This window comes from Streptomyces sp. NPDC107765 (assembly GCF_055657085.1).
Genome location: NZ_JBVKBL010000005.1, coordinates 116,375 through 136,889 on the forward strand (window position 1 = coordinate 116,375; position 20,515 = coordinate 136,889).

The following is a 20,515-nucleotide window of genomic DNA, read 5'->3' on the forward strand; positions in this document are numbered from 1 at the left end:
ATGTCGTTTCCCCTGCTGACAGCGACGGCCGTGGTACCGGCGATCGGCGCGATCGCCACCGCCGCGCTGCCCGCCGCCAAGCGCACCGCGGCCAAATGGCTCGCGCTGCTCTTCTCGCTGCTCACCTTCGCGCTGGCCCTGGTCGTCGCGTTCCGCTTCGACCCCGGCGCCAAGGGCCCCTTCCAGCTCACCGAATCGCACGCCTGGATCCGCGACTTCGGGGTCCGCTACGAACTCGGCGTCGACGGCATCGCGGTCGCCCTGATCGCGCTGACCGCCCTGCTCGTCCCGTTCGTCATCCTGGCCGGCTGGCACGACGCCGATCCCCTGGAGGAAGCCACGCCCAACCGGCGCTGGCGGCCCACCCAGGGCTTCTTCGCGCTGATCCTCGCCGTCGAGGCGATGGTGGTGATCTCCTTCGAGGCCACCGACGTCTTCCTCTTCTACATCTTCTTCGAAGCCATGCTGATCCCGATGTACTTCCTCATCGGAGGCTTCGGGGACCGCGCCGGCGCCGACGGCGAGGAACGCTCCGCGGGCCGCAGGTCGCAGGCGGCGGTGAAGTTCCTGCTCTACAACCTCGCCGGCGGACTGATCATGCTGGCCGCGGTCATCGGGCTGTACGCCGCCACCGCCGACCAGCTCGGCACCGGCACCTTCTCCCTGACGCAGATCGTCGAGGCCCGCGCGGCCGGGCAGCTGGACCTCGGCACCACCACCGAACGCCTGCTGTTCCTCGGCTTCTTCTTCGCCTTCGCCGTCAAGGCCCCGCTCTGGCCGCTGCACACCTGGCTGCCCGGTGCCATGACCGAATCGACCGCCCCGGTCGCCGTCCTGATCACCGCCGTGGTCGACAAGGTCGGCACCTTCGCCATGCTCCGCTTCTGCCTCCAGCTCTTCCCGGAGGCCAGCAGCTGGGCCACCCCCGTCATCCTGGTCCTCGCCCTGATCAGCATCGTCTACGGCGCCCTGCTCGCGGTCGCCCAGCGGGACATCAAGCGGCTGATCGCCTACGCCTCGATCTCCCACTTCGGCTTCATCATCCTGGGCATCTTCGCCATGACGTCCCAGGGCCAGGGCGGCGCCACCCTCTACATGGTCAACCACGGCATCTCGACCGCCGCCCTGATGCTGGTCGCCGGCTTCCTCATCAGCCGCCGCGGCTCCCGGCTCATCGCGGACTTCGGCGGTGTCCAGAAGGTCGCCCCCGTGCTCGCCGGGACGTTCCTGATCGGCGGCCTGGCCACCCTCTCCCTGCCCGGCCTGGCCCCGTTCGTCAGCGAATTCCTCGTCCTGGTCGGCACGTTCAGCCGCTATCCGGTCATCGGCGTCATCGCCACCCTCGGCATCGTCCTCGCCGCGCTCTACGTCCTCGTCCTCTACCAGCGGACGATGACCGGGCCGGTGAAGAGCGAGGTCAGCGCCATGCCCGACCTGCGGGTCCGGGAACTGGTGGTGGTCGCGCCGCTGATCGCGCTGCTGCTCTTCCTCGGCGTGTACCCCAAACCGCTCACCGACCTCGTCAACCCGGCGGTCGAGCACACCCTGTCCGTCGTGGACAAGAAGGACCCCAAGCCCACTGCGCAGGTGAACGCCGTGCCCGGCAGCGGCCGGACCGGTCACGCCGCGAGTGATCAAGATGTGGAGGCCGCGAAGTGAGTTCCGTGGCAAGTGTCCACAGCCTGTGGACAGCGGCGGCCGGAGCACCGGGCAAGATCCCGGGGCCGCACATCGAGTACGCCCAGCTCTCGCCCACCCTGATCGTCCTCGGTGCCGCGGTGCTCGGCATCATGATCGAAGCCTTCGTCCCGCGCCGCAGCCGCTACTACTCCCAGCTGCTGCTGTCCCTGGTGGCGCTGGCCGCCGCGTTCGCCGCGGTGATCGGCCTGGCGGCCGCCGGATTCGGCTCGTCCAAGGCCCATGTCGCCGCGATGGGCGCCGTCGCCGTCGACGGCCCCGCGCTGTTCCTCCAGGGCACGATCCTGCTGGTCTCCCTGATCGCCGTCTTCACCTTCGCCGAGCGCCGGCTCGACCCGGCGGCACACGGGAAGCACGTCGACTCCTTCGCCGCCCAGCCCGCGGCCGTCCCCGGCGGCGCCGCCGAACAAGCCGCCGTCAAGGCCGGGTTCACCACCACCGAGGTCTTCCCGATCCTGCTCTTCGCGGTCGGCGGCATGCTGATCTTCCCGGCGGCCAACGACCTTCTGACGCTCTTCGTCGCGCTGGAGGTCTTCTCCCTCCCGCTGTACATCCTGTGCGCACTCGCCCGCCGCCAGCGCCTGCTGTCGCAGGAGTCCGCGCTCAAGTACTTCCTCCTCGGCGCGTTTTCCTCCGCCTTCCTCCTGTTCGGCGTCGCGCTGCTCTATGGCTACGCGGGCACGGTGACGTACGCCGGGATCGCCGAGGTCGTCTCGGACGGCGCCAAGCAGATCGACCCGGCCCTGGCCGGCACGATGAGCAACGACGCACTGCTGCTGATCGGCGGGGCGCTGGTGCTGATGGGGCTGCTGTTCAAGGTCGGCGCGGTGCCGTTCCACATGTGGACCCCGGACGTCTACCAGGGCGCTCCGACGCCGGTCACCGGCTTCATGGCGGCCGCCACCAAGGTCGCCGCGTTCGGCGCGCTGCTGCGGGTGCTGTACGTCGTCCTGCCCGGCATGCGCTGGGACTGGCGGCCGGTGATGTGGGGCGTCGCGATCATCACGATGCTGGGCGGCGCGATCGTCGCCATCACCCAGACCGACATCAAGCGGCTGCTGGCGTACTCCTCCATCGCACACGCCGGGTTCATCCTCGCCGGTGTCATCGCCACGAGTAAGGACGGCGTCTCCTCGGTGCTGTTCTACCTGGGCGCCTATTCCTTCGTGACGCTCGGCGCGTTCGCCGTCGTCACCCTGGTGCGGGACGCGGGCGGCGAGGCCACCCAGCTGTCCAAGTGGGCCGGCCTCGGCCGGCGTTCGCCGCTGGTCGCCGCGGTCTTCGCGGTGTTCCTGCTGGCCTTCGCCGGCATCCCGCTGACCTCCGGTTTCGCCGGGAAGTTCGCGGTCTTCAAGGCGGCCGCGCAGAGCGGCGCGGGCTGGCTGGTGGTGGTCGGTGTGATCTCCTCCGCCATCGCCGCGTTCTTCTACATCCGCGTCATCGTCCTGATGTTCTTCAACGAGCCCAAGGCCGAAGGCCCGACCGTGGCGGTGCCCAGCCCGCTGACGTCCACGGCCATCGCCATCGGCGTCACCGCCACCCTGGTCCTGGGCCTGGCGCCGCAGTACTTCCTCGACCTGGCAGGGCATGCGGGAGTCTTCGTGCGCTGACCGGGCGGTCGGCCGGCCCCGGCCCGGCCGACCGCCGGACCGGTACCGCGGCTGCGTTCGCGGTGCATCGCATCACCGCATGCGGCAACGGCCGCCGTCCGGAGCCCTCGGGGGGTTCCGGACGGCGGCCGTTCGCCGTGCAGGGCCAGCCGGCCCACCAGCGGTCGGTCCGGCGGGGCGGGCGGTCAGCTCTTGGGCATCCCGCTCGGCAGCTCGGGCATGTCGGGGATCTTCATGCTGCCGTCACCGGTCTTGGTGTACTTCTCGGTGGGACCGTTCTTCCAGTCGACGGTCAGGGTCTTGCCGTCCGAACCGGCCTTGAGCGTGCCCATGGTGCGGGTGGTGTCCCCGTCGGTGCACTTGAGGGCGGCCATGGTCATCCCGGCCATCTCCTGGACCTTGCCCAGACACGCGGACTTGTGCCCGTTGCTGAACGCGACCGTGCCCTTGGTGATCACCAGGACCAGCGGGCTGCTGTCCGTACCGGCCTTCCAGGCGCCCTCGACCGCCTTGGGGCTCGCGGGCTTGTCCGCACCTCCCGGAGTCGACGTCGGAGCCTCCGGCGTCTTGCTCGGCTTGCTGTCGCTGCCGTTGTCGCCGCTGCTTCCGCAACCGCTGAGCAGCATCGCGGCGATGGCTGCCGCCCCGGCGATCTGTGCTGCCTTGCGCACGTACGTCTCCTCCGTTGTGGGTCAGGGACCGTGAGGCTAACAGCGCCCCCACCCCACCGTCCGCCCCGCCATCGCTCTTGCATCAACGCCGGTACGCAGTTGGTGTGGGGCTGTGACGTAGGGGGTGATGTAGGGGCGGGGGAGGGGTGGTGCGGAGGGGTGGGGGGGGGTGTGGAGGGGGAGGGGTGCGTAGGGGGCGGGTGGTGGGGAGGGCGGGGGTGAGGGTGGGCGGCTTTCGTCTTCCTCGGGGGGTTCCCCCCTCCCCCTCCCACCCCCCACCCCGCCCCAGCCCCCTAACCTCCCGCCGCGCTCTTGTCCTGCTGTACCGCGTGGTGGACGGCGCGGGACGTCCAGCACTCCTTGGCCAGGCCGCGCAGGGCACGCCGGTGCGGGCGTCCGGCTGCGCCGGGCAGCAGCCTGGCGTCCAGGTCGCAGGCTGCCACCTGCGCGGCCAGCAGCCGGTCACGCCACCCGGGCAGCCCGGCCTCGACGGCCGCCGTGAAACGGGCCCGGGCCGGCCCCGTGAGGTCCACCGGCCCCACGGGGAACCGTTCGTAGGGGAACAGGCCCAGCGCCCGGTGGGTCTCCCTGCGCAGTGCGCCGCGCTTCTCCAGCACACGCAGGCACAGCTCGTGCAGGGGGCGGCCGGCGCCGTGGACCCAGCGGTGCGCCTTGACGCCCTTGCCGCCCTTGGCCGGGGCGGGCAGTGCCGCCAGTGCGCCGTCCCCTACCGCGTTGCCCAGCGGCAGCGGATTGGTCACCGTGATCCGGTCACCGCGCTCCACGGTGATCCGCCCGGCCGCCTCCAGGTCCGCCAGCGCCGCGCCGGCCAGCCCGTAGTGCAGGTACTTCGGGTTGGTCAGGGGGCGGCCGCGCACCGGGTCGAGGCCGAGGAGCAGCAGTTCCTCGGGCAGGGTGAGCGGGGTGCCGGTCATCTCGCGTCGCGGCCCGGGAGCGTGGGCGCGGGCAGGATGCGGCCGGTGACCTCGCCCAGACCGATCCGGGCGCCGTCCGGGCCGGGTGCCCAGGCGGTGAGGGTGACCTCGTCGCCGTCCTGGAGGTAGGGGCCCTTGCCCTGGGTGAGTTCGAGCAGGCAGCCGAGCTGGTCGGGTTCCGGGCCGGAGACCGTGCCGGAGGCGAACAGATCGCCGGTGCGCAGCGAGGCGCCGTTGACCGTCATATGGGCCAGCTGCTGGGCGGCGGTCCAGTACGTGGCGGAGAAGGGCGGGCGGGAGATCGTCTCGTCATTGATCCGCACCTCGATACGGATGTCGAGGCCGCCCGGTTCCACGTTGGTGTCGTCGAGGTAGGGCAGCAGGGGGTGGTCGCGGGTGGGCGGGGGTGTACGGGCGTGGTCGAGGGCGTCGAGCGGGGTGATCCAGGCGGAGACGGAGGTGGCGAAGGACTTGCCGAGGAACGGGCCGAGCGGGAGGTACTCCCAGGCCTGGATGTCGCGCGCTGACCAGTCGTTGACGAGGCAGACGCCGAAGACGTGGTCGCGGAAGGTGTCGAGGCCGACGGGTTCGTGGAGGACGGAGGGGGTGCCGACGACGAAGCCGACCTCGGCCTCGATGTCGAGGCGGGTGGACGGGCCGAAGACGGGGGCGTCGTCGGTGGCGTTCTTGCGCTGCCCGTTGGGCCGGACGACCGGGGTGCCGGTGGCGACGACGGTGCCCGCGCGGCCGTGGTAACCGATCGGCAGGTGCTTCCAGTTGGGCGGCAGGGCCGCGCCGTTGGGGCGGAAGATCCGGCCGACGTTCGTGGCGTGGTGCTCGCTGGAGTAGAAGTCGACGTAGTCGGCGACCTCGAAGGGGAGGTGCAGGGTGACCTCGGCCAGCGGGTGGAGCAGGGGGGCGACCTCGTCGCGGTGTGTGGGGTCGGTGACCGCGCTGTGGACGGCCGCGCGGATCTGCTGCCATACGGGCCGGCCGGCCGCCAGCAGCGGGTTGAGGTTGGGTGCGGTGAGCAGCTCGGCGTGCGGGTGGATGGCGGCGGGCAGGGCGCTGGGCAGTGCGCTCAGGTCGAGGACGTGACTGCCGTAGCGGACGCCGATCCGGTGTTGTCCGGGTGCGTCGGTGGTGCTGAAGACGCCGTAGGGGAGGTTGTGCGGGCCGAAGGGATCGCCTTCCGCCAGGTCGAACGGGCTCTGCTCGGGCATGGACAGCTCCTCGCGTTCGTCGTCGCCGGTGAGCGGCCGGTCCGGCCGGGGCGAGGGGCCCCGGGCCGGTGGCTCGGTGATCAGAGTACGGCTGGGGGCGGCGCGGCGAAGGAGCCTGTGGATAACTTCCGAAAGGCGTGGTCGGCGCGGTGAGCGGCGGGGCGGGAACGACTCTCGCGCGGGTCAGGAAGGCTCTTCGGGCGGCTCCGGCGGACATGCCGGACCGGTGGGGCGGGTGAGGGCGGCGGCGGGCCGGGACCAGCCCGAGTGAGGAGAGGGGGAGGCAGGGCGGCGGGGGAGGCACGGTGCGTCGGGTCGGCGGGGTGTGAACGGCGCGCGGCGCGGCGGGGTGGTGGACGGGCAGGTGGTCCCGCACGCCCCAACTCCTGGCAATGTCCTGAAAAGCCTTGCCGCCCTGCGCAATTCGGGCCTAGCTTCCTTTCCTGGCACGGGCCGGGGCGGGACCGTTCCGAGGGGGGACACGTGGCTCGCAGTGGCGCACGGCTCGCGGTCGACCAGAGCGTTCCGGGCCTGATCGTGAAGATCGGGGCGTACCCCCTGCATCACGGCGGTGTGGGCGCCATCCGCAGCCTGGGACGGCTGGGCGTCCCCATGTACGCGGTGACGGAGGACCGTTTCACGCCCGCTGCGGCCTGCCGCTATCTGTGCGGCCGCTTCGTCTGGCCGACCACGGGCCGCGAGGAGCCGGAGCGGCTGGTCGCGGGGCTGCTGCGGATCGGGCGCCGGATCGGCCGGCCGGCGGTGCTGCTGCCCACCGACGACGAGGCGGCCGTGCTGATCGCCGAGCACGCCGGAGCGCTCGCCGGATCGTTTCTGTTCCCCCGGCCGTCGCCCGGCCTGCCGCGCCGGCTGGCCAGCAAACAGGGGCTGCACGAACTGTGCGCCACGCACGGTGTCCCGTCGCCGGCCGCCGTCTTCCCCGCGTCGTACGCAGACGTCGAGACGTACGCCGGGCGGGGGCGCTTCCCCGTGGTGGCGAAGAACCGGGAGGCGTTCGTCCGGCGCAGCCGGCCCGCGGTCGCCGGTACCACCCGGATCACGGGGCCGGGGCACCTGCTCGATCTGGCCCGGGAGTGGGGCCCGCGGCCCGCCGTGGTCCTGCAGGAGTACCTGCCGCGGGAGCAGGCCGAGGACTGGATCGTGCACGCCTGCTTCGCGGCGGACGGCGCGCCGCTGGCACTGTTCACCGGGGTCAAGGTGCGGTCGTGGCCGCCGCACGCGGGTATGACGGCCTGTGCGTGGGTGGTCGACAATCCTGAACTGGCGCGGCAGGCCGCGCGGTTCGCCCGCCGGATCGGGTTCACCGGGACCGCCGACCTGGACTGGCGGTTCGACCGGCGCGACGGCCGGTACAAGCTGCTGGACTTCAACCCCCGTATGGGCGCGCAGTTCCGGCTGTTCGAAACCACGGCCGGTGTGGACGTCGTCCGCGCGCAGCATCTGCATCTCACGGGGCGCGCCGTTCCGGAGGGCGTCCAGCGGGCCGGGCGCTGCTTCGTCGTCGAGAACGTCGATCTGCCGGCCCGGCTCGCCTACGGGGGCGGCGGTGGCGGTGGGCCGCACGTACCGGCGCGTCCGCGCGGCACCGAGACGGCGTGGTTCGCCGCCGACGATCCGCTGCCGTTCCTCGCCATGCTGGCGCGGTCCGCCGTGCCGGGGGTCCGGCATCTGTGGCAACTGCACCGGGCGGCCCGCCGGGCGGCCACCGCCCCGCCCCCGAGGCGCGACGGACCACCTGGTCAGGCCCCCAGGCGCGACGCCCCGCCCCGGCAGGCGCCCCCGAAGCACGAGCCACCACCTGGGCACGAGGCACCACCGAGGCAAGGGGAGGAACCGCAGTGAGCACTCCGGTAGCGGTCATCGGGGCCGGTCCCTACGGCCTGTCGACGGCGACCCATCTGCGGGCGCAGGGTGTGCCGGTGCGGATCTTCGGCCGCCCGATGGCCAGCTGGCAGGAGCAGATGCCCGCGGGCATGCTGCTGAAGTCGACGCCCGCGGCGTCGAGCATCGACGTCCCGTTGGAGGGCCATGCCCTCGCCGACTACTGCGCCGCGATGGGCGAGCCGCGGTACGAGTCGGACTGGGACCTCCTGCCCGTCGAGACGTTCGTCCGTTACGGGCGTTGGGTGCAGCGGCGGCTGCTGCCCGATGTGGAGCCGGTCCGGGTGGTGTCGGTGGACAGGCGGGCGGACGGTTTCGAGCTCAAGCTGGACAGCGGCGACCAGGTGGGCGCCCGGGCAGTGGTCGTCGCCACCGGGCTGAGCGGGCTGGCGCATCTGCCCCGCCGGCTGGCGGCCGCGGTCCCGGACGGGCCGTCCGCCACCGGGCCGGTCTCGCACAGCTCCCAGCACCACGACCTGGCCGCGCTGGCGGGCCGGGACGTGGTGGTGGTCGGTGCCGGGCAGTCGGCGCTGGAGAGCGCGGTCCTGCTCGCCGAGGCGGGCGCGGCGTCCGTACGGGTCGTGGCGCGCGGGCCCGCCGCGGTGGGCTTCGGGGCGCCGCCGGACCGCCAGCCGCGGCTGCGGCCCGCCTCGCCGTTCGGCAACGCCTGGTCGTTGTACGCGCTGACGCAGCACGCCGGGGCGTTCCGGTTTCTGCCGCCGCCGGTGCGGCGCGCCCTGGTGCGGCGGGTGCTCGGTCCGCTCGGCGCGTGGTGGCTGCGGGACCGGTTCACCGGCCGGGTTCAGGTCACGCAGGGTCGGCGGATCGTACGGGCCACGGTCCGCGACGGCCGCCCCGTACTGGCGCTGCGCGGCGCCGACGGGCACGGGGGCGAGCTGGCCGGGGACCATGTGCTGGCGGCGACCGGCTACCGGATGGACCTGGCGGCGCTGGACTTCCTCGGGCCGGGGCTGCGCACCGGGATCGTCACGCGGGCCGGCGGACCTCTTCTGGACGCCGGGTTCGGTTCGTCGGTACCGGGGCTGTACTTCACGGGGCTGCCGGCCGCCGCGTCGTTCGGCCCGGTGATGCGCTTCGTGTGCGGGACGGCCTACGCCGGGCCGCGGCTGGCCAGGTCGGTGGCGCGGGCATACGGCTGACGGCCCGTGGGGGCCGGTGGCGTCGCGTCGCCGGTGAGGTGCGCGGGTCGCGAAGATGGCCGAAGTGCGTAGGGTCCTGGTGGATATCCGGCTCATCGGTAACCCCTGTGTTTGCTGGGATGCACGGGGTTCTGCCGGCCTCCGCCGGGCCCGCATTCCGACGTCAAAGCCACGCCAAAACGTGATCAACAGTGATCAACAAGTTGTCGGCCCGGGCGTTGCTGTGCATCCCGGGTGGTTCGGGGGGCGGGCGCTCACGGTGATCGAACTGCGACCGGATACGCTGGCCAATGGTGGAGACAGCGACAGATCGACATTCAGTTTGATCGTCAGCAGACAGGAGTACCCCTCGTGACCGTCGTCGGGCCCTTCGGGCTGAGCGTGCGGGACCAGGCTCTTGAGGCCGATGTCCAGGCCGGGTTGGCGGCTGTCGAGGAGGGCCTGCTGGAGGCCACCAAGAGCGACGTGCCGTTCATCACCGAGGCCGCGCAGCATCTCGTGCGCGCGGGAGGCAAGCGGTTCCGGCCGATGCTGGTGATGCTGGCCGCCCAATTCGGTGACCCCCACAGCCCGGGCGTGGTGCCCTCCGCCGTCGTCGTGGAGCTCACGCATCTGGCGACGCTCTACCACGACGACGTGATGGACGAGGCGGAAGTGCGCCGCGGGGTGGCCAGCGCCAACGCCCGCTGGGGCAACTCCGTCGCGGTGCTGACCGGCGACTTCCTCTTCGCCCGCGCCTCGCACATCCTCGCCGACCTCGGTCCCGAGGCCGTCCGGATCCAGGCCGAGGCGTTCGAGCGCCTGGTGACCGGCCAGATCCTGGAGACCGCCGGACCGCGCGACGGCCGCGACCCCATCGACCACTACCTCGACGTCCTCGCGGGCAAGACCGGCTCGCTGGTGGCCGTCGCCTGCCGCTTCGGCGCCATGATGTCGGGCGCCGAGGAGTCCATGGCCAACATCCTCACCCAGTACGGCGAGCGGCTGGGCACCGCCTTCCAGCTGGCCGACGACGTCCTGGACATCGCCAGCGACTCGCACGAATCGGGCAAGACGCCCGGTACGGACCTGCGCGAGGGCATCCCGACGCTGCCGGTGCTGCGGCTGCGGGCCCGCGCCGAGAGCGACGCCGGCACGCCCGAGGACCGGGCGCTGTGCGAACTGCTCGCCGGCGACCTCACCGACGACGTCCGGCACGCCGAGGCGCTCGCCGGACTGCGTGCCCACCCGGCCCTCGAAGAGGCCCGCCGGGACACCGTCCGCTACGCGGAGGAGGCCCGCGCGACGCTGGCGCCGCTCCCGTCGTGCACGTCCAAGGCGGCCCTGGAGGGCCTCTGCGACGCGGTGGTCCACCGGGCGGGCTGACACCCCCTAAGGGTTCGCCCCCGCTCGCCTCAGGGTTCGGTCAACCCCAGGTCGTACGGGCGGCGTCGTGCGGTGACCGGGCGTCATACCTCAGCAGTACGACGAGTTGGACCCGCGGGCTGACGCGATGCGTCGCGCGAATTGGTGAGATGGGGAACACCACAGCGCGGCGGTCAGGCCACAATGAGCCCAGGGGAGGGCCAGTGGACAGCTCGGCGGCCGCCGCAGACGACGGAGGTAGGCAGATGCCAGGGTACGAACCGACAGAGGTCACCGGCGAGACGGACGGGGGGCGCTCCCCGAAGCGCCGGAAGGCGGTGCGGTACGCCGTACCGGTCGCGGTGGCGGGGGTGGCGGCGGCGACGATCGGGCTGGTCCCGGCATTCGCCGGATCGGGTTCCCCGGACCTGCCGAAGATCTCGGCCCAGGACCTCATAGCCAAGATCGCCAAGTCGGACGTCCAGCAGCTGTCCGGCACGGTCCGGGTCAGCACGGACCTCGGCCTGCCGTCCCTGCCCGGCGGTATGGCGGCCGGCGGCTTCGGCGGCGGCCAGGGCGGCGAGAAGGGTGGGCACGGCCAGGACGGCGCCTCCGCGTCGCCGCGGAGCAAGCTGATGGAGCTGGCGTCCGGTGCGCACACGCTCCGGGTGGCCGCCGACGGGCCCGAGAAGCAGCGGGTGTCCATCGTCGACAAGGCCGCCGAGTACAGCCTCGTCCACAACGGCAACGAGGTCTGGGCGTACGACAGCGGCAGCAACACCGCGGTGCACAGCACCGCACCCGACGCCGGCCGGCACGGCACGCACAAGCGGGCCCCCGAGGGCCTTCCGGGCGACCTGAAGAACGCCACCCCGCAGGACCTGGCGAAGAAGGTCCTCCAGGCCGCCGGTGACACCACCTCGGTCACCGTCGACGGCACCGCCCGGGTCGCCGGACGGGACGCCTACCAGCTGCTGATTAAGCCCAAGCAGGCCGCCTCGACGGTCGGCTCGATCCGGGTCGCGGTGGACGCCGCCAACGGCGTCCCGCTGAAGTTCACCCTGACCCCGAAGAGCGGCGGCGCGGCCGCCATCGACGTCGGCTACACCAACGTCGACTTCGCCAAGCCGGCCGCGGACCTCTTCTCGTTCACGCCGCCCAAGGGCGCCAAGGTCGTCGACGGCGACAAGCAGCGGGCGACGGCCCAGCGCGAACACGGCAAGAAGTTCAAGGACTTCGGGTCCCGTAAGGACGCGAAGGACCTGAGGAAGGACTTCGGCGGGCTGAACGTCATCGGCAAGGGCTGGACGTCCATCGCCACGATCAAGGGCGCCGGCGCAGGACTGCCCTCCGGCAAGGACCAGGCCGCCGCCGGTGACGCCGGGAAGTTCCTGGACAGCCTCGGCGAGAAGGTCAACGGGTCGTTCGGCTCCGGCCGGATGTTCAGCACCCGCCTGGTCAACGCCCTGATAACGGACAACGGCACGGTCTACGTCGGTGCCGTCGACAAGCAGGCCCTGATCCACGCGGCCGACGCCGCGAAGTAACGGGCCCCTCAAGCGCGGGACCGCCGTGCCGCCCGTCCGGGGGCGGGGCGGCGGCCCGCGGCCCAGCCGTACGACATGGGGGAGCCGATGCCACAGCAGCCCGCCAGGGGCCCCGGCGGCATGCCGCCCGCAGAGGAGCGGGCGATCGAGACGCGGGGGCTGACCAAGGCGTACCGAGGGGGTCAGCTCGCGGTCGACGGGCTCGACCTGGTCGTGCCGCGCGGCAGCGTCTTCGGGTTCCTCGGGCCCAACGGCTCCGGCAAGACCACCACCATCCGGATGCTGATGGGTCTGATCGACGCGACCGCCGGCAGCGCCCGGGTGCTCGGGCAGCCGATGCCCGCCGCCGGCCGCCGGGTGCTGCCCAAGGTGGGAGCGCTCATCGAGGGCCCGGCGCTCTACGGCTTCCTCAGCGGCCGGGAGAACCTCCGGCGCTTCGACGCCGCCGACCCGGACGCCGATCCGCGCACTCGCGACGCGCGGGTGGACCGCGCCCTGGAGCGGGTCGGCCTCGGAGCGGCGGCCGGGAAGAAGGCGCGGGCCTACTCCCTCGGCATGAAGCAGCGGCTCGGACTGGCCGCGGCGCTGCTGCAGCCCCGGGAGCTGCTGGTGCTGGACGAGCCGACCAACGGCCTGGACCCGCAGGGCATGCGGGAGATCCGCGCGCTGGTCCGTGAGCTGGCCGCGGACGGCACCACCGTCTTCCTCTCCTCGCACCTCCTCGACGAGATCGAGCAGGTCTGCACCCACGCGGCGGTGATGGCCCGCGGCCGGCTGATCACCCAGGGCACGGTCGCGGACCTGTCCGCCACGGTCCTAGGGCCGCGCGGACCCGGCCGGCTGACGGTCACCACCCCGGACCCGGCGGATGCGGTCCGGGTGCTGAAGGAGCATGGCCTGACCGGCCTTCAGACCACCGACGACCGGGTCACGGGCGAGCTGCCGGAAGCCGACGACGGGGCTGGCCCGCCCGAGCTCGCCGACCTCAACGCCGCGCTGGTGCACGCCGGGGTCCGGGTGCGCGGCTTCGGCACCGAACGGGCCACGCTGGAGGACGTGTTCGTGCAGCTGACCGGGGAGGGCTTCGATGTCGCAGGCTGAGGGCGTGCTGCGCCGGCCCCGACCGCTGTGGTCGCTGGGCCTGCTGCGCAACGAGATCACCACGACCTTCCGGCGCTGGCGGACGCTCGCCCTGCTGGCGGTGCTCGCGGGCGTACCGGTGCTGGTCGGCATCGCCGTCAAGATCGAGACGGGGGACGACGGTCCGGGCGGCGGGGGCGGCCAGGGCGGCCCGGCGTTCATCTCCCAGGTCACCCACAACGGCCTGTTCCTGGTGTTCACCTCGCTCGCGGTGACGCTGCCGTTCTTCCTGCCGATGTCCATCGGCGTGATCGCCGGCGACTCCCTGGCCGGGGAGGCCCACGGCGGCACCCTGCGCTACCTCCTCGTCGCGCCCGCCGGCCGTACCCGCCTGCTGCTGGTCAAATACGCCACCACCCTGACGTTCTGCCTGGTGGCCACCCTGGTCGTGGCGCTCTCCGCACTGGCCACCGGGGCGCTGCTCTTCCCGCTGGGCGAGGTCACACTGCTGTCCGGGACGTCCATATCCTTCGGCGAGGGGCTGCTGCGGGCGCTGGCCATCGCCGTGGTGGTGGCACTGTCCCTGATAGGCGTGGCCGCCGTGGGCCTGTTCATCTCGACGCTCACCAGCAGCGGTATCGCCGCGATGGCGACCACGGTCGGCCTGCTGATCACGGTGCAGATCCTGGACACCATCCCGCAGCTCAGCGCCGTCCAGCCGTATCTCTTCCCGCACTACTGGCTGTCGTTCGCGGACCTGCTCCGGGACCCGGTCTACTGGGACCAGCTGCAGAAGAACCTCGGCCTGCAGGCCCTCTACGCCGCGGTGTTCGGCTCGGCGGCCTGGGCGCGGTTCACCACCCGCGACATCACGGCGTAGGCCCGGTGGCGTCCGCCGGCCCGGTGGCTGCGGCCTCCGCCGCCGACGCCCGCGCGGCCCCGGCCTGCGGAGCCGCGGCCGGGGCGGTTCCGGCCGCCGTGGCCTCGGACTGCGGGGCCCCGGACTGCGCGGTCCGGGCCGCCAGGGCCTGCTCCGCGGCCGCCTCGCCCGCGCGGGCGGCGGCAACGGCCAGCGCCACCCGGGCCCGCCGCGCCGTACGCAACGCGTCCCAGGTCAGCACGGCCAGGGCGACCCACACCAGCCCGAAGCCGGCCCAGCGCTCGGCCGGCATCTCCTCGTGGAAGACGGTGAGACCCAGCGCGAACTGGAACGTCGGCGCCAGGTACTGCATCATCCCGATCACGGTCAGCGGCAGCCGGACCGCCGAGGCGCCGAAGCAGATCAGCGGCACCGCGGTCGCGACCCCGCAGCCGGCCAGCAGCAGCGCCTGGCCCACCCCGCCGCTGACGAAGACCGACTCACCGCGCGCCCCCAGGTAGATCAGGAAGCCCAGCGCGGGCAGCAGCTGCATCGCCGTCTCGGCGCTGAAGCCCTCGATGCCGTCGAGCTTGATGCCCTTCTTGACCAACCCGTACGTCGCGAACGTGAAGGCCAGGCCGAGCGCGATCCAGGGCATCTTGCCGTAGGCGACGGTCATCACGACGACGGCGAGGGCACCGACGCCCACCGCCGTCCACTGCAGCGGCCGCAGCCGCTCGCGCAGGAAGAGGACGCCGAAGGCGATGCTGACCAGCGGGTTGATGAAGTATCCGAGCGAAGCCTCCAGGACGTGACCGGAGTTGACCGCCCAGATGTAGAGGAACCAGTTCGTCGAGATCACCACGGCACAGACCAGCACCAGCGCCAGTCGCCTGGGCTGCCGCAGCAGCGGACGTATCCAGGCCCAGCGGCGCATCGCGGCCAGGATGACGACGGCGACGGGCAGCGACCACGCCATGCGGTGCGCCAGGATCTCCGACGGCGAGGCGGCATCCAGCAGATGCCAGTAGAGGGGCAGCAGGCCCCACATGGTGTAGGCGGCGATGCCGAAGACGAGGCCGGCGCGCTGATCGCTTCGAGACTGCAAGAGGCCCTCCTGGTTGTGCTGCGCCGGCACGGGTGACGGTCGACCCTGTGAAGGTAGCGCCGGACCGGGCCGCGTGTCATGTGTGTATGCAAAAAACGGTGATGACAGACGACGTCGGGGGCGGAGGCAGGTCGCGCGGGTTGGGTCTGGGGTGGTCTCGCCCGCGCGGCCGCGCAGCTCCTCTCAGCGCTCCAGCCGCGCCAGTGCCTCCGCGATGGCCTCCGTGATCGGGGTGGTGGGGCGGCCGATGAGTCGGGAGAGGTCGCCGGGGGTGGCCGCCAGTTCGCCGCGTGCGATCCCGGCGTCGGCCTCGGCGGCCGTCCGCGCGCCCAGCGCCGGCATGCCCGCCTCGATCATCCGCGCCACGTATTCCTTCTGCGGCAGGTCGCGGTACGGGATCCGGCGGCCGGTCTGCCGGGACACCTCGGCGGCGTACTCGGCCATCGACCAGGCGGTGTCGCCGCTCAGCTCGTAGACGGTGTTCTCGTGGCCGGTGCCGGTGAGCACCACGGCGGCGGCCTCGGCATAGTCCCGGCGGGCGGCGGTGGCCACCCGGCCCTCGCCGGCGCAGCCGAACACCGCGCCGTTCTTGAGCGTGGTGGCGAGGGACCCGGTGTAGTTCTCGTGGTACCAGCCGTTGCGCAGCAGGCAGTACGGCACGCCCGAGGCGAGCAGCGCCTGTTCGGTGGCGAGGTGTTCCTCGGCGAGGGAGAAGGTGGCGGTGGGGCCGCCCAGCACGCTGGTGTATGCCAGCAGTGCCACACCGGCCTCCCGGGCGGCGTCGATCACCGTGCGGTGCTGGGTGACCCGCTGCCCGGCCTCGTTCCCGGAGATCAGCAGCACCCGGTCGCCGGCCGCGAAGACGCCTTCCAGGGTGTCGGGACGGCCGTGGTCCACGGTCCTGATCCCGACGCCGCGCGCCTGAAGATCGGCGGCTCTGGCCGGGTCCCGGGCGAGGCCGACGATGCCGGCCGGGGCGGTGCGGGTGAGCAATTCCTCGATGACGAGCCGGCCGAGCGCTCCGGTGGCGCCGGTGACGACGATGCTCATGTTCTGCCCCCTGGTTCGGAGGCCGCCAGCATGGCACCCGTACCGGACGCGCAGAAGGGACGCGCGCCGGAAGCCGGAGCCGGGCCCCGGAACGGCGGGTGCCCGTAGGCGGGACGCCGTATGACGCCTCCCCTACGGGCACCCGCACGAGGTCGCGAGCAGCCGCTGAGCGGCCGCAGGTCCTCAGTGGCCCCTCAAGGGGCTCAGCAGCCCCTTGAGCAAGGGCAGGTCCTCAGCCGACGACCGTCCAGGTGTCGGTGCCGGCCAGCAGGGCGGCCAGGTCGCCCTTGCCCTTCTGCTCGACGGCGGTGTCCAGCTGGTCCGCCATCAGCGTGTCGTAGACCGGCCGGTCGACATTGCGCAGCACACCGATGGGGGTGTGGTGCAGGGTGTCGGGGTCGGCGAGCCGGGAGAGCGCGAAGGCGGTGGTGGGGGAGGGGCTGTGGGCGTCGTGCACCAGCACGCCGTCGGCGCCCTCCTCGGTGACGTCGATGACCTTGAGGTCGCCGGTGGCCGGGTCGCGGACCACGCCCTTGGAGCCGAGACCGTCCTCGGCCGGCGCGCCGAAGCGGATCGGCTGCCCGTGCTCCAGGCGGATGACGGCCTCCTGGGCCTTCTCCTTGTCCTTGAGCACCTCGAAGGCGCCGTCGTTGAAGATGTTGCAGTTCTGGTAGATCTCGACCAGGGCCGTGCCGGGGTGGTCGGCGGCCGCGCGCAGCACCGAGGTGAGGTGCTTGCGGTCGGAGTCGACCGTGCGGGCCACGAAGGTCGCCTCGGCGCCGAGGGCCAGCGAGACCGGGTTGAACGGCGCGTCCAGGGAGCCCATCGGGGTCGACTTGGTGATCTTGCCGACCTCGGAGGTGGGGCTGTACTGGCCCTTGGTCAGGCCGTAGATCCGGTTGTTGAACAGCAGGATCTTGAGGTTGACGTTGCGCCGCAGGGCGTGGATGAGGTGGTTGCCGCCGATGGAGAGGGCATCGCCGTCACCCGTGACGACCCATACGGACAGATCGCGCCGCGAGGAGGCCAGGCCGGTGGCGATGGCCGGGGCGCGGCCGTGGATGGAGTGCATCCCGTAGGTGTTCATGTAGTACGGGAAGCGGGAGGAGCAGCCGATGCCGGAGACGAAGACGATGTTCTCCTTCGCCAGGCCGAGCTCGGGCATGAAGCCCTGCACGGCGGCGAGGACGGCGTAGTCACCGCAGCCGGGGCACCAGCGCACTTCCTGGTCGGACTTGAAGTCCTTCATGGACTGCTTGGCCTCGGCCTTGGGCACCAGGGAGAGCGCCTCGGGGTGTGCGGCCCGCTCCGAGATCGTCTCAGTCATTGATGGCCTCCTTAAAGACCTCGGCGAGCTGCTCGGCCTTGAACGGCATTCCGCTGACCTGGGTGTGCGACCGCGCGTCGACGAGGTACTTGGCGCGCAGCAGGGTGGCGAGCTGTCCGAGGTTCATCTCCGGCACGATCACCTTGTCGTAACGCGCCAGCACCTCGCCGAGATTCCGCGGGAAGGGGTTGAGGTGGCGCAGATGGGCCTGCGCGATGCGCTCCCCTGCGCCCCGTACGCGCCGTACCGCGGCGGTGATCGGGCCGTACGTCGAGCCCCAGCCCACCACGAGGGTGCCGGCGCCCCGGCCGCTGTCGTCGGTGGGGTCGTCGACCTCGATGTCGGGGACCTCGATGCCGTCCACCTTCGCCTGGCGGGTGCGCACCATGAAGTCGTGGTTGGCCGGGTCGTAGGAGATGTTGCCGGTGCCGTCCTGCTTCTCGATGCCGCCGATGCGGTGCTCCAGGCCCGGCGTGCCGGGCACGGCCCAGGGGCGCGCGAGGGTGTGCTCATCGCGCTTGTAGGGCCAGAACACCTCGGTGCCGTCCACCGCGACGTGGTTGGGGCCGGAGGCGAACTGCACGCGCAGGTCGGGGAGTTCGGTGAGCTCGGGGATCCGCCAGGGCTCGGAGCCGTTGGCCAGGTAGCCGTCGGAGAGCAGGAAGACCGGGGTCCGGTACGTCAGGGCGATGCGGGCCGCCTCCAGTGCCGCGTCGAAGCAGTCGGCGGGCGTCCTGGGCGCCACGATCGGCACCGGCGCCTCGCCGTTGCGCCCGTACATCGCCTGCAGCAGGTCGGCCTGCTCCGTCTTGGTCGGCAGACCGGTCGAGGGGCCGCCGCGCTGGATGTCGACGATCAGCAGCGGCAGTTCCAGGCTGACCGCGAGCCCGATGGTCTCGGACTTCAGCGCCACGCCCGGGCCGGAGGTGGTCGTCACCGCCAGCGCGCCGCCGAACGCCGCGCCCAGCGCCGCGCCGATGCCGGCGATCTCGTCCTCCGCCTGGAACGTCCGCACGCCGAAGTTCTTGTGCTTGGACAGCTCGTGCAGGATGTCGGAGGCCGGGGTGATCGGGTACGAGCCCAGGTACAGCGGCAGGTCGGCCTGCTGGGAGGCGGCGACCAGGCCGTAGGACAGCGCGAGGTTGCCGGAGATGTTGCGGTACGTACCGGTCGGGAACGCCTTGGTGGCCGGCGCGACCTCGTAGGAGACCGCGAAGTCCTCGGTCGTCTCGCCGAAGTTCCAGCCCGCCCGGAACGCCGTGACGTTCGCCTCGGCGATGTCCGGCTTCTTGGCGAACTTGTCCCGCAGGAACTTCTCGGTGCCCTCGGTCGGGCGGTGGTACATCCACGACAGCAGACCCAGCGCGAACATGTTCTTGCTGCGCTCGGCCTCCTTGCGGGAGAGCCCGAAGTCCTTGAGCGCCTCGATGGTCAGCGTCGTCAGCGGCACCGGGTGGACGTTGTACGCCGACAGCGAGCCGTCCTCCAGCGGGCTGGTGTCGTAGCCGACCTTCGCCATCGGGCGCTTGGTGAACTCGTCGGTGTTGACGATGATCTCCGCGCCCCGCGGGACGTCCGCGAGGTTCGCCTTCAGCGCGGCCGGGTTCATCGCGACCAGCACGTTCGGAGCGTCACCGGGCGTGAGGATGTCGTGGTCGGCGAAGTGCAGCTGGAAGCTGGAGACACCGGGCAGGGTCCCGGCGGGGGCCCGGATCTCGGCGGGGAAGTTCGGCAGCGTCGACAGGTCGTTGCCGAACGACGCCGTCTCCGATGTGAACCGGTCCCCGGTGAGCTGCATTCCGTCACCGGAGTCACCGGCGAACCGGATGATCACCCGGTCCAGGCGCCGGACTTCTTTGCCCTCGCCGCCACTGCCGGAGGAGCGCTGTCCCCCGACGAGCGCTGCGTCGGCCTGCTCGGCTGGGCTACTGACCTGGCTGGTCACTGCTTCGGACCTCCCTCTAAGGGGTGCGGCGTCCCCGCCGGAGGCAGGGCTCGGGACGTGTCGTACCGACCGGTTGTCCCATAACCATCGTACGTGGGTAAGGGTGCCCTTCCCTGGGTCGATCACATGGTGGACGTCACCATGAGACACCGATCTGGTGCGTTTTGTCATGAAATCACCGCCCCCGTGACCCCTTCTTCATGACGCTCCGGACTCCGCCCCCGGTTCTGCGTCCCGGGGCCCGGTCCGGCGGTGAACACCCTGTGAACTGGACGTCTGACAGCCTGTCAGGTCCTCAGGAATTGAGGTAGGTCAGGACGGCGAGCACTCTGCGGTGATCCCCGTCACTCTGCGCCAGGCCCAGCTTCAGGAAGATGTTGCTGACGTGCTTCTCGACCGCGCCGTCACTGACCACCAGCTGGCGGGCGACGGCGGAGTTCGTCCGGCCCTCAGCCATCAGCCCCAGCACCTCCCGCTCCCGCGGCGTCAGATGCGCCAGCACGTTCTGCTTGCGGCTGCGGCCCAGCAGCTGCGCCACCACCTCCGGGTCCAGGGCCGTACCGCCCCCGGCGACCCGCACCACCGCGTCGACGAACTCGCGGACCTCGGCCACCCGGTCCTTCAGCAGATAGCCCACCCCCTGGGTCGACCCGGCCAGCAGCTCCGTGGCGTACTGCTCCTCGACGTACTGCGAGAGCACCAGAACCCCCAGGCCGGGGTGGTCCCGGCGGAGCCGGATCGCGGCCCGTACGCCCTCGTCGGTGTGCGTCGGCGGCATCCGCACGTCCGCCACCACCACGTCCGGCAGCGCGCCCTCGTCCGCCAGCTCCCCGATCACCTTGATCAGCGCCTCGGCGTCCCCCACACCCGCCACGACCTCGTGCCCCCGGTCGGTGAGGAGCCGGGTGAGCCCCTCCCGGAGCAGCACCGAATCCTCGGCGATGACCACCCGCACCTTGTCCTCCACGGATCCCCCATGCCTCGTACGCGCCCGCCCTGTCGGGCCCCAGCATCTCAGGATCCGGACGAGGCGGGGGAGGTGGGCGGGGAGTACGA

General features: G+C 72.0%; 16 protein-coding genes. 8 read left to right on the forward strand and 8 right to left on the reverse strand.

Annotation, left to right across the window (positions count from 1 at the left end):
* Both ACZ7MX_RS14460 and nuoN read left to right on the forward strand, forming a co-directional pair.
* Positions 1-1,659 (forward strand): NADH-quinone oxidoreductase subunit M, encoded by a 1,659-nt coding sequence (locus tag ACZ7MX_RS14460; protein WP_472131973.1) that lies wholly within the window; start codon positions 1-3, stop codon positions 1,657-1,659.
* Positions 1,656-3,308 (forward strand): NADH-quinone oxidoreductase subunit NuoN, encoded by a 1,653-nt coding sequence (gene nuoN / locus ACZ7MX_RS14465; protein ID WP_261957006.1) that lies wholly within the window; start codon positions 1,656-1,658, stop codon positions 3,306-3,308. Before ACZ7MX_RS14460 ends, nuoN begins: the two co-directional genes overlap by 4 nt.
* 185 nt (positions 3,309-3,493) lie before the next feature.
* Here the strand turns inward: nuoN and ACZ7MX_RS14470 are convergent, their stop codons facing one another.
* From ACZ7MX_RS14470 to fahA, 3 genes are all read right to left on the reverse strand, one after another.
* Positions 3,494-3,979 (reverse strand): hypothetical protein, encoded by a 486-nt coding sequence (locus ACZ7MX_RS14470; RefSeq protein ID WP_030416205.1) that lies wholly within the window; start codon positions 3,977-3,979, stop codon positions 3,494-3,496.
* A 293-nt stretch (positions 3,980-4,272) separates the two neighbouring features.
* Positions 4,273-4,914, reverse strand: a complete 642-nt coding sequence (locus ACZ7MX_RS14475) for a GOLPH3/VPS74 family protein (protein ID WP_472131975.1) — start codon at positions 4,912-4,914, stop codon at positions 4,273-4,275.
* A complete protein-coding gene (fahA, locus tag ACZ7MX_RS14480; RefSeq protein ID WP_472131977.1) occupies positions 4,911-6,137 on the reverse strand; it encodes a fumarylacetoacetase in 1,227 nt (408 codons plus the stop codon). Before fahA ends, ACZ7MX_RS14475 begins: the two co-directional genes overlap by 4 nt.
* A 483-nt stretch (positions 6,138-6,620) precedes the next feature.
* Between fahA and ACZ7MX_RS14485 the strand changes: the two genes are divergently transcribed.
* The 6 genes from ACZ7MX_RS14485 to ACZ7MX_RS14510 all read left to right on the forward strand — a co-directional run bounded on the left by ACZ7MX_RS14485 (position 6,621) and on the right by ACZ7MX_RS14510 (position 14,050).
* Positions 6,621-8,000 carry a carboxylate--amine ligase gene (locus tag ACZ7MX_RS14485; protein ID WP_472131979.1) on the forward strand — a complete coding sequence of 460 codons (1,380 nt, stop codon included), beginning with the start codon at positions 6,621-6,623 and terminating at the stop codon, positions 7,998-8,000.
* Positions 7,997-9,199, forward strand: a complete 1,203-nt coding sequence (locus tag ACZ7MX_RS14490; protein WP_472131981.1) for an FAD-dependent oxidoreductase — start codon at positions 7,997-7,999, stop codon at positions 9,197-9,199. The genes ACZ7MX_RS14485 and ACZ7MX_RS14490 overlap by 4 nt, the downstream gene beginning before the upstream one ends.
* A gap of 351 nt (positions 9,200-9,550) precedes the next feature.
* Positions 9,551-10,564 carry a polyprenyl synthetase family protein gene (locus ACZ7MX_RS14495; RefSeq protein WP_472131983.1) on the forward strand — a complete coding sequence of 338 codons (1,014 nt, stop codon included), beginning with the start codon at positions 9,551-9,553 and terminating at the stop codon, positions 10,562-10,564.
* Between the two features lie 245 nt (positions 10,565-10,809).
* Positions 10,810-12,090, forward strand: a complete 1,281-nt coding sequence (locus ACZ7MX_RS14500) for a LolA family protein (protein WP_472131985.1) — start codon at positions 10,810-10,812, stop codon at positions 12,088-12,090.
* A gap of 87 nt (positions 12,091-12,177) precedes the next feature.
* Positions 12,178-13,191 (forward strand): ABC transporter ATP-binding protein, encoded by a 1,014-nt coding sequence (locus tag ACZ7MX_RS14505; protein WP_472131987.1) that lies wholly within the window; start codon positions 12,178-12,180, stop codon positions 13,189-13,191.
* A complete protein-coding gene (locus tag ACZ7MX_RS14510; RefSeq protein WP_472131989.1) occupies positions 13,178-14,050 on the forward strand; it encodes an ABC transporter permease in 873 nt (290 codons plus the stop codon). Before ACZ7MX_RS14505 ends, ACZ7MX_RS14510 begins: the two co-directional genes overlap by 14 nt.
* Here the strand turns inward: ACZ7MX_RS14510 and rarD are convergent.
* The 5 genes from rarD to ACZ7MX_RS14535 form a co-directional block, all read right to left on the reverse strand.
* Positions 14,040-15,137 carry an EamA family transporter RarD gene (gene rarD, locus ACZ7MX_RS14515; RefSeq protein ID WP_472131991.1) on the reverse strand — a complete coding sequence of 366 codons (1,098 nt, stop codon included), beginning with the start codon at positions 15,135-15,137 and terminating at the stop codon, positions 14,040-14,042. The two genes, ACZ7MX_RS14510 and rarD, sit on opposite strands and share 11 nt — an antisense overlap.
* Before the next feature lie 183 nt (positions 15,138-15,320).
* Positions 15,321-16,187: an SDR family oxidoreductase gene (locus ACZ7MX_RS14520; RefSeq protein ID WP_472131993.1), complete on the reverse strand. Its 867-nt coding sequence runs from the start codon at positions 16,185-16,187 to the stop codon at positions 15,321-15,323.
* A 232-nt stretch (positions 16,188-16,419) separates the two neighbouring features.
* Positions 16,420-17,514, reverse strand: a complete 1,095-nt coding sequence (locus tag ACZ7MX_RS14525; RefSeq protein ID WP_472131995.1) for a 2-oxoacid:ferredoxin oxidoreductase subunit beta — start codon at positions 17,512-17,514, stop codon at positions 16,420-16,422.
* Positions 17,507-19,459, reverse strand: coding sequence for a 2-oxoacid:acceptor oxidoreductase subunit alpha (locus ACZ7MX_RS14530; RefSeq protein ID WP_472131997.1), 1,953 nt, complete (start codon positions 19,457-19,459; stop codon positions 17,507-17,509). The genes ACZ7MX_RS14525 and ACZ7MX_RS14530 overlap by 8 nt, the downstream gene beginning before the upstream one ends.
* 295 nt (positions 19,460-19,754) lie before the next feature.
* Positions 19,755-20,414 (reverse strand): response regulator, encoded by a 660-nt coding sequence (locus ACZ7MX_RS14535; RefSeq protein WP_472132527.1) that lies wholly within the window; start codon positions 20,412-20,414, stop codon positions 19,755-19,757.
* Between the last annotated feature and the right edge of the window lie 101 nt (positions 20,415-20,515).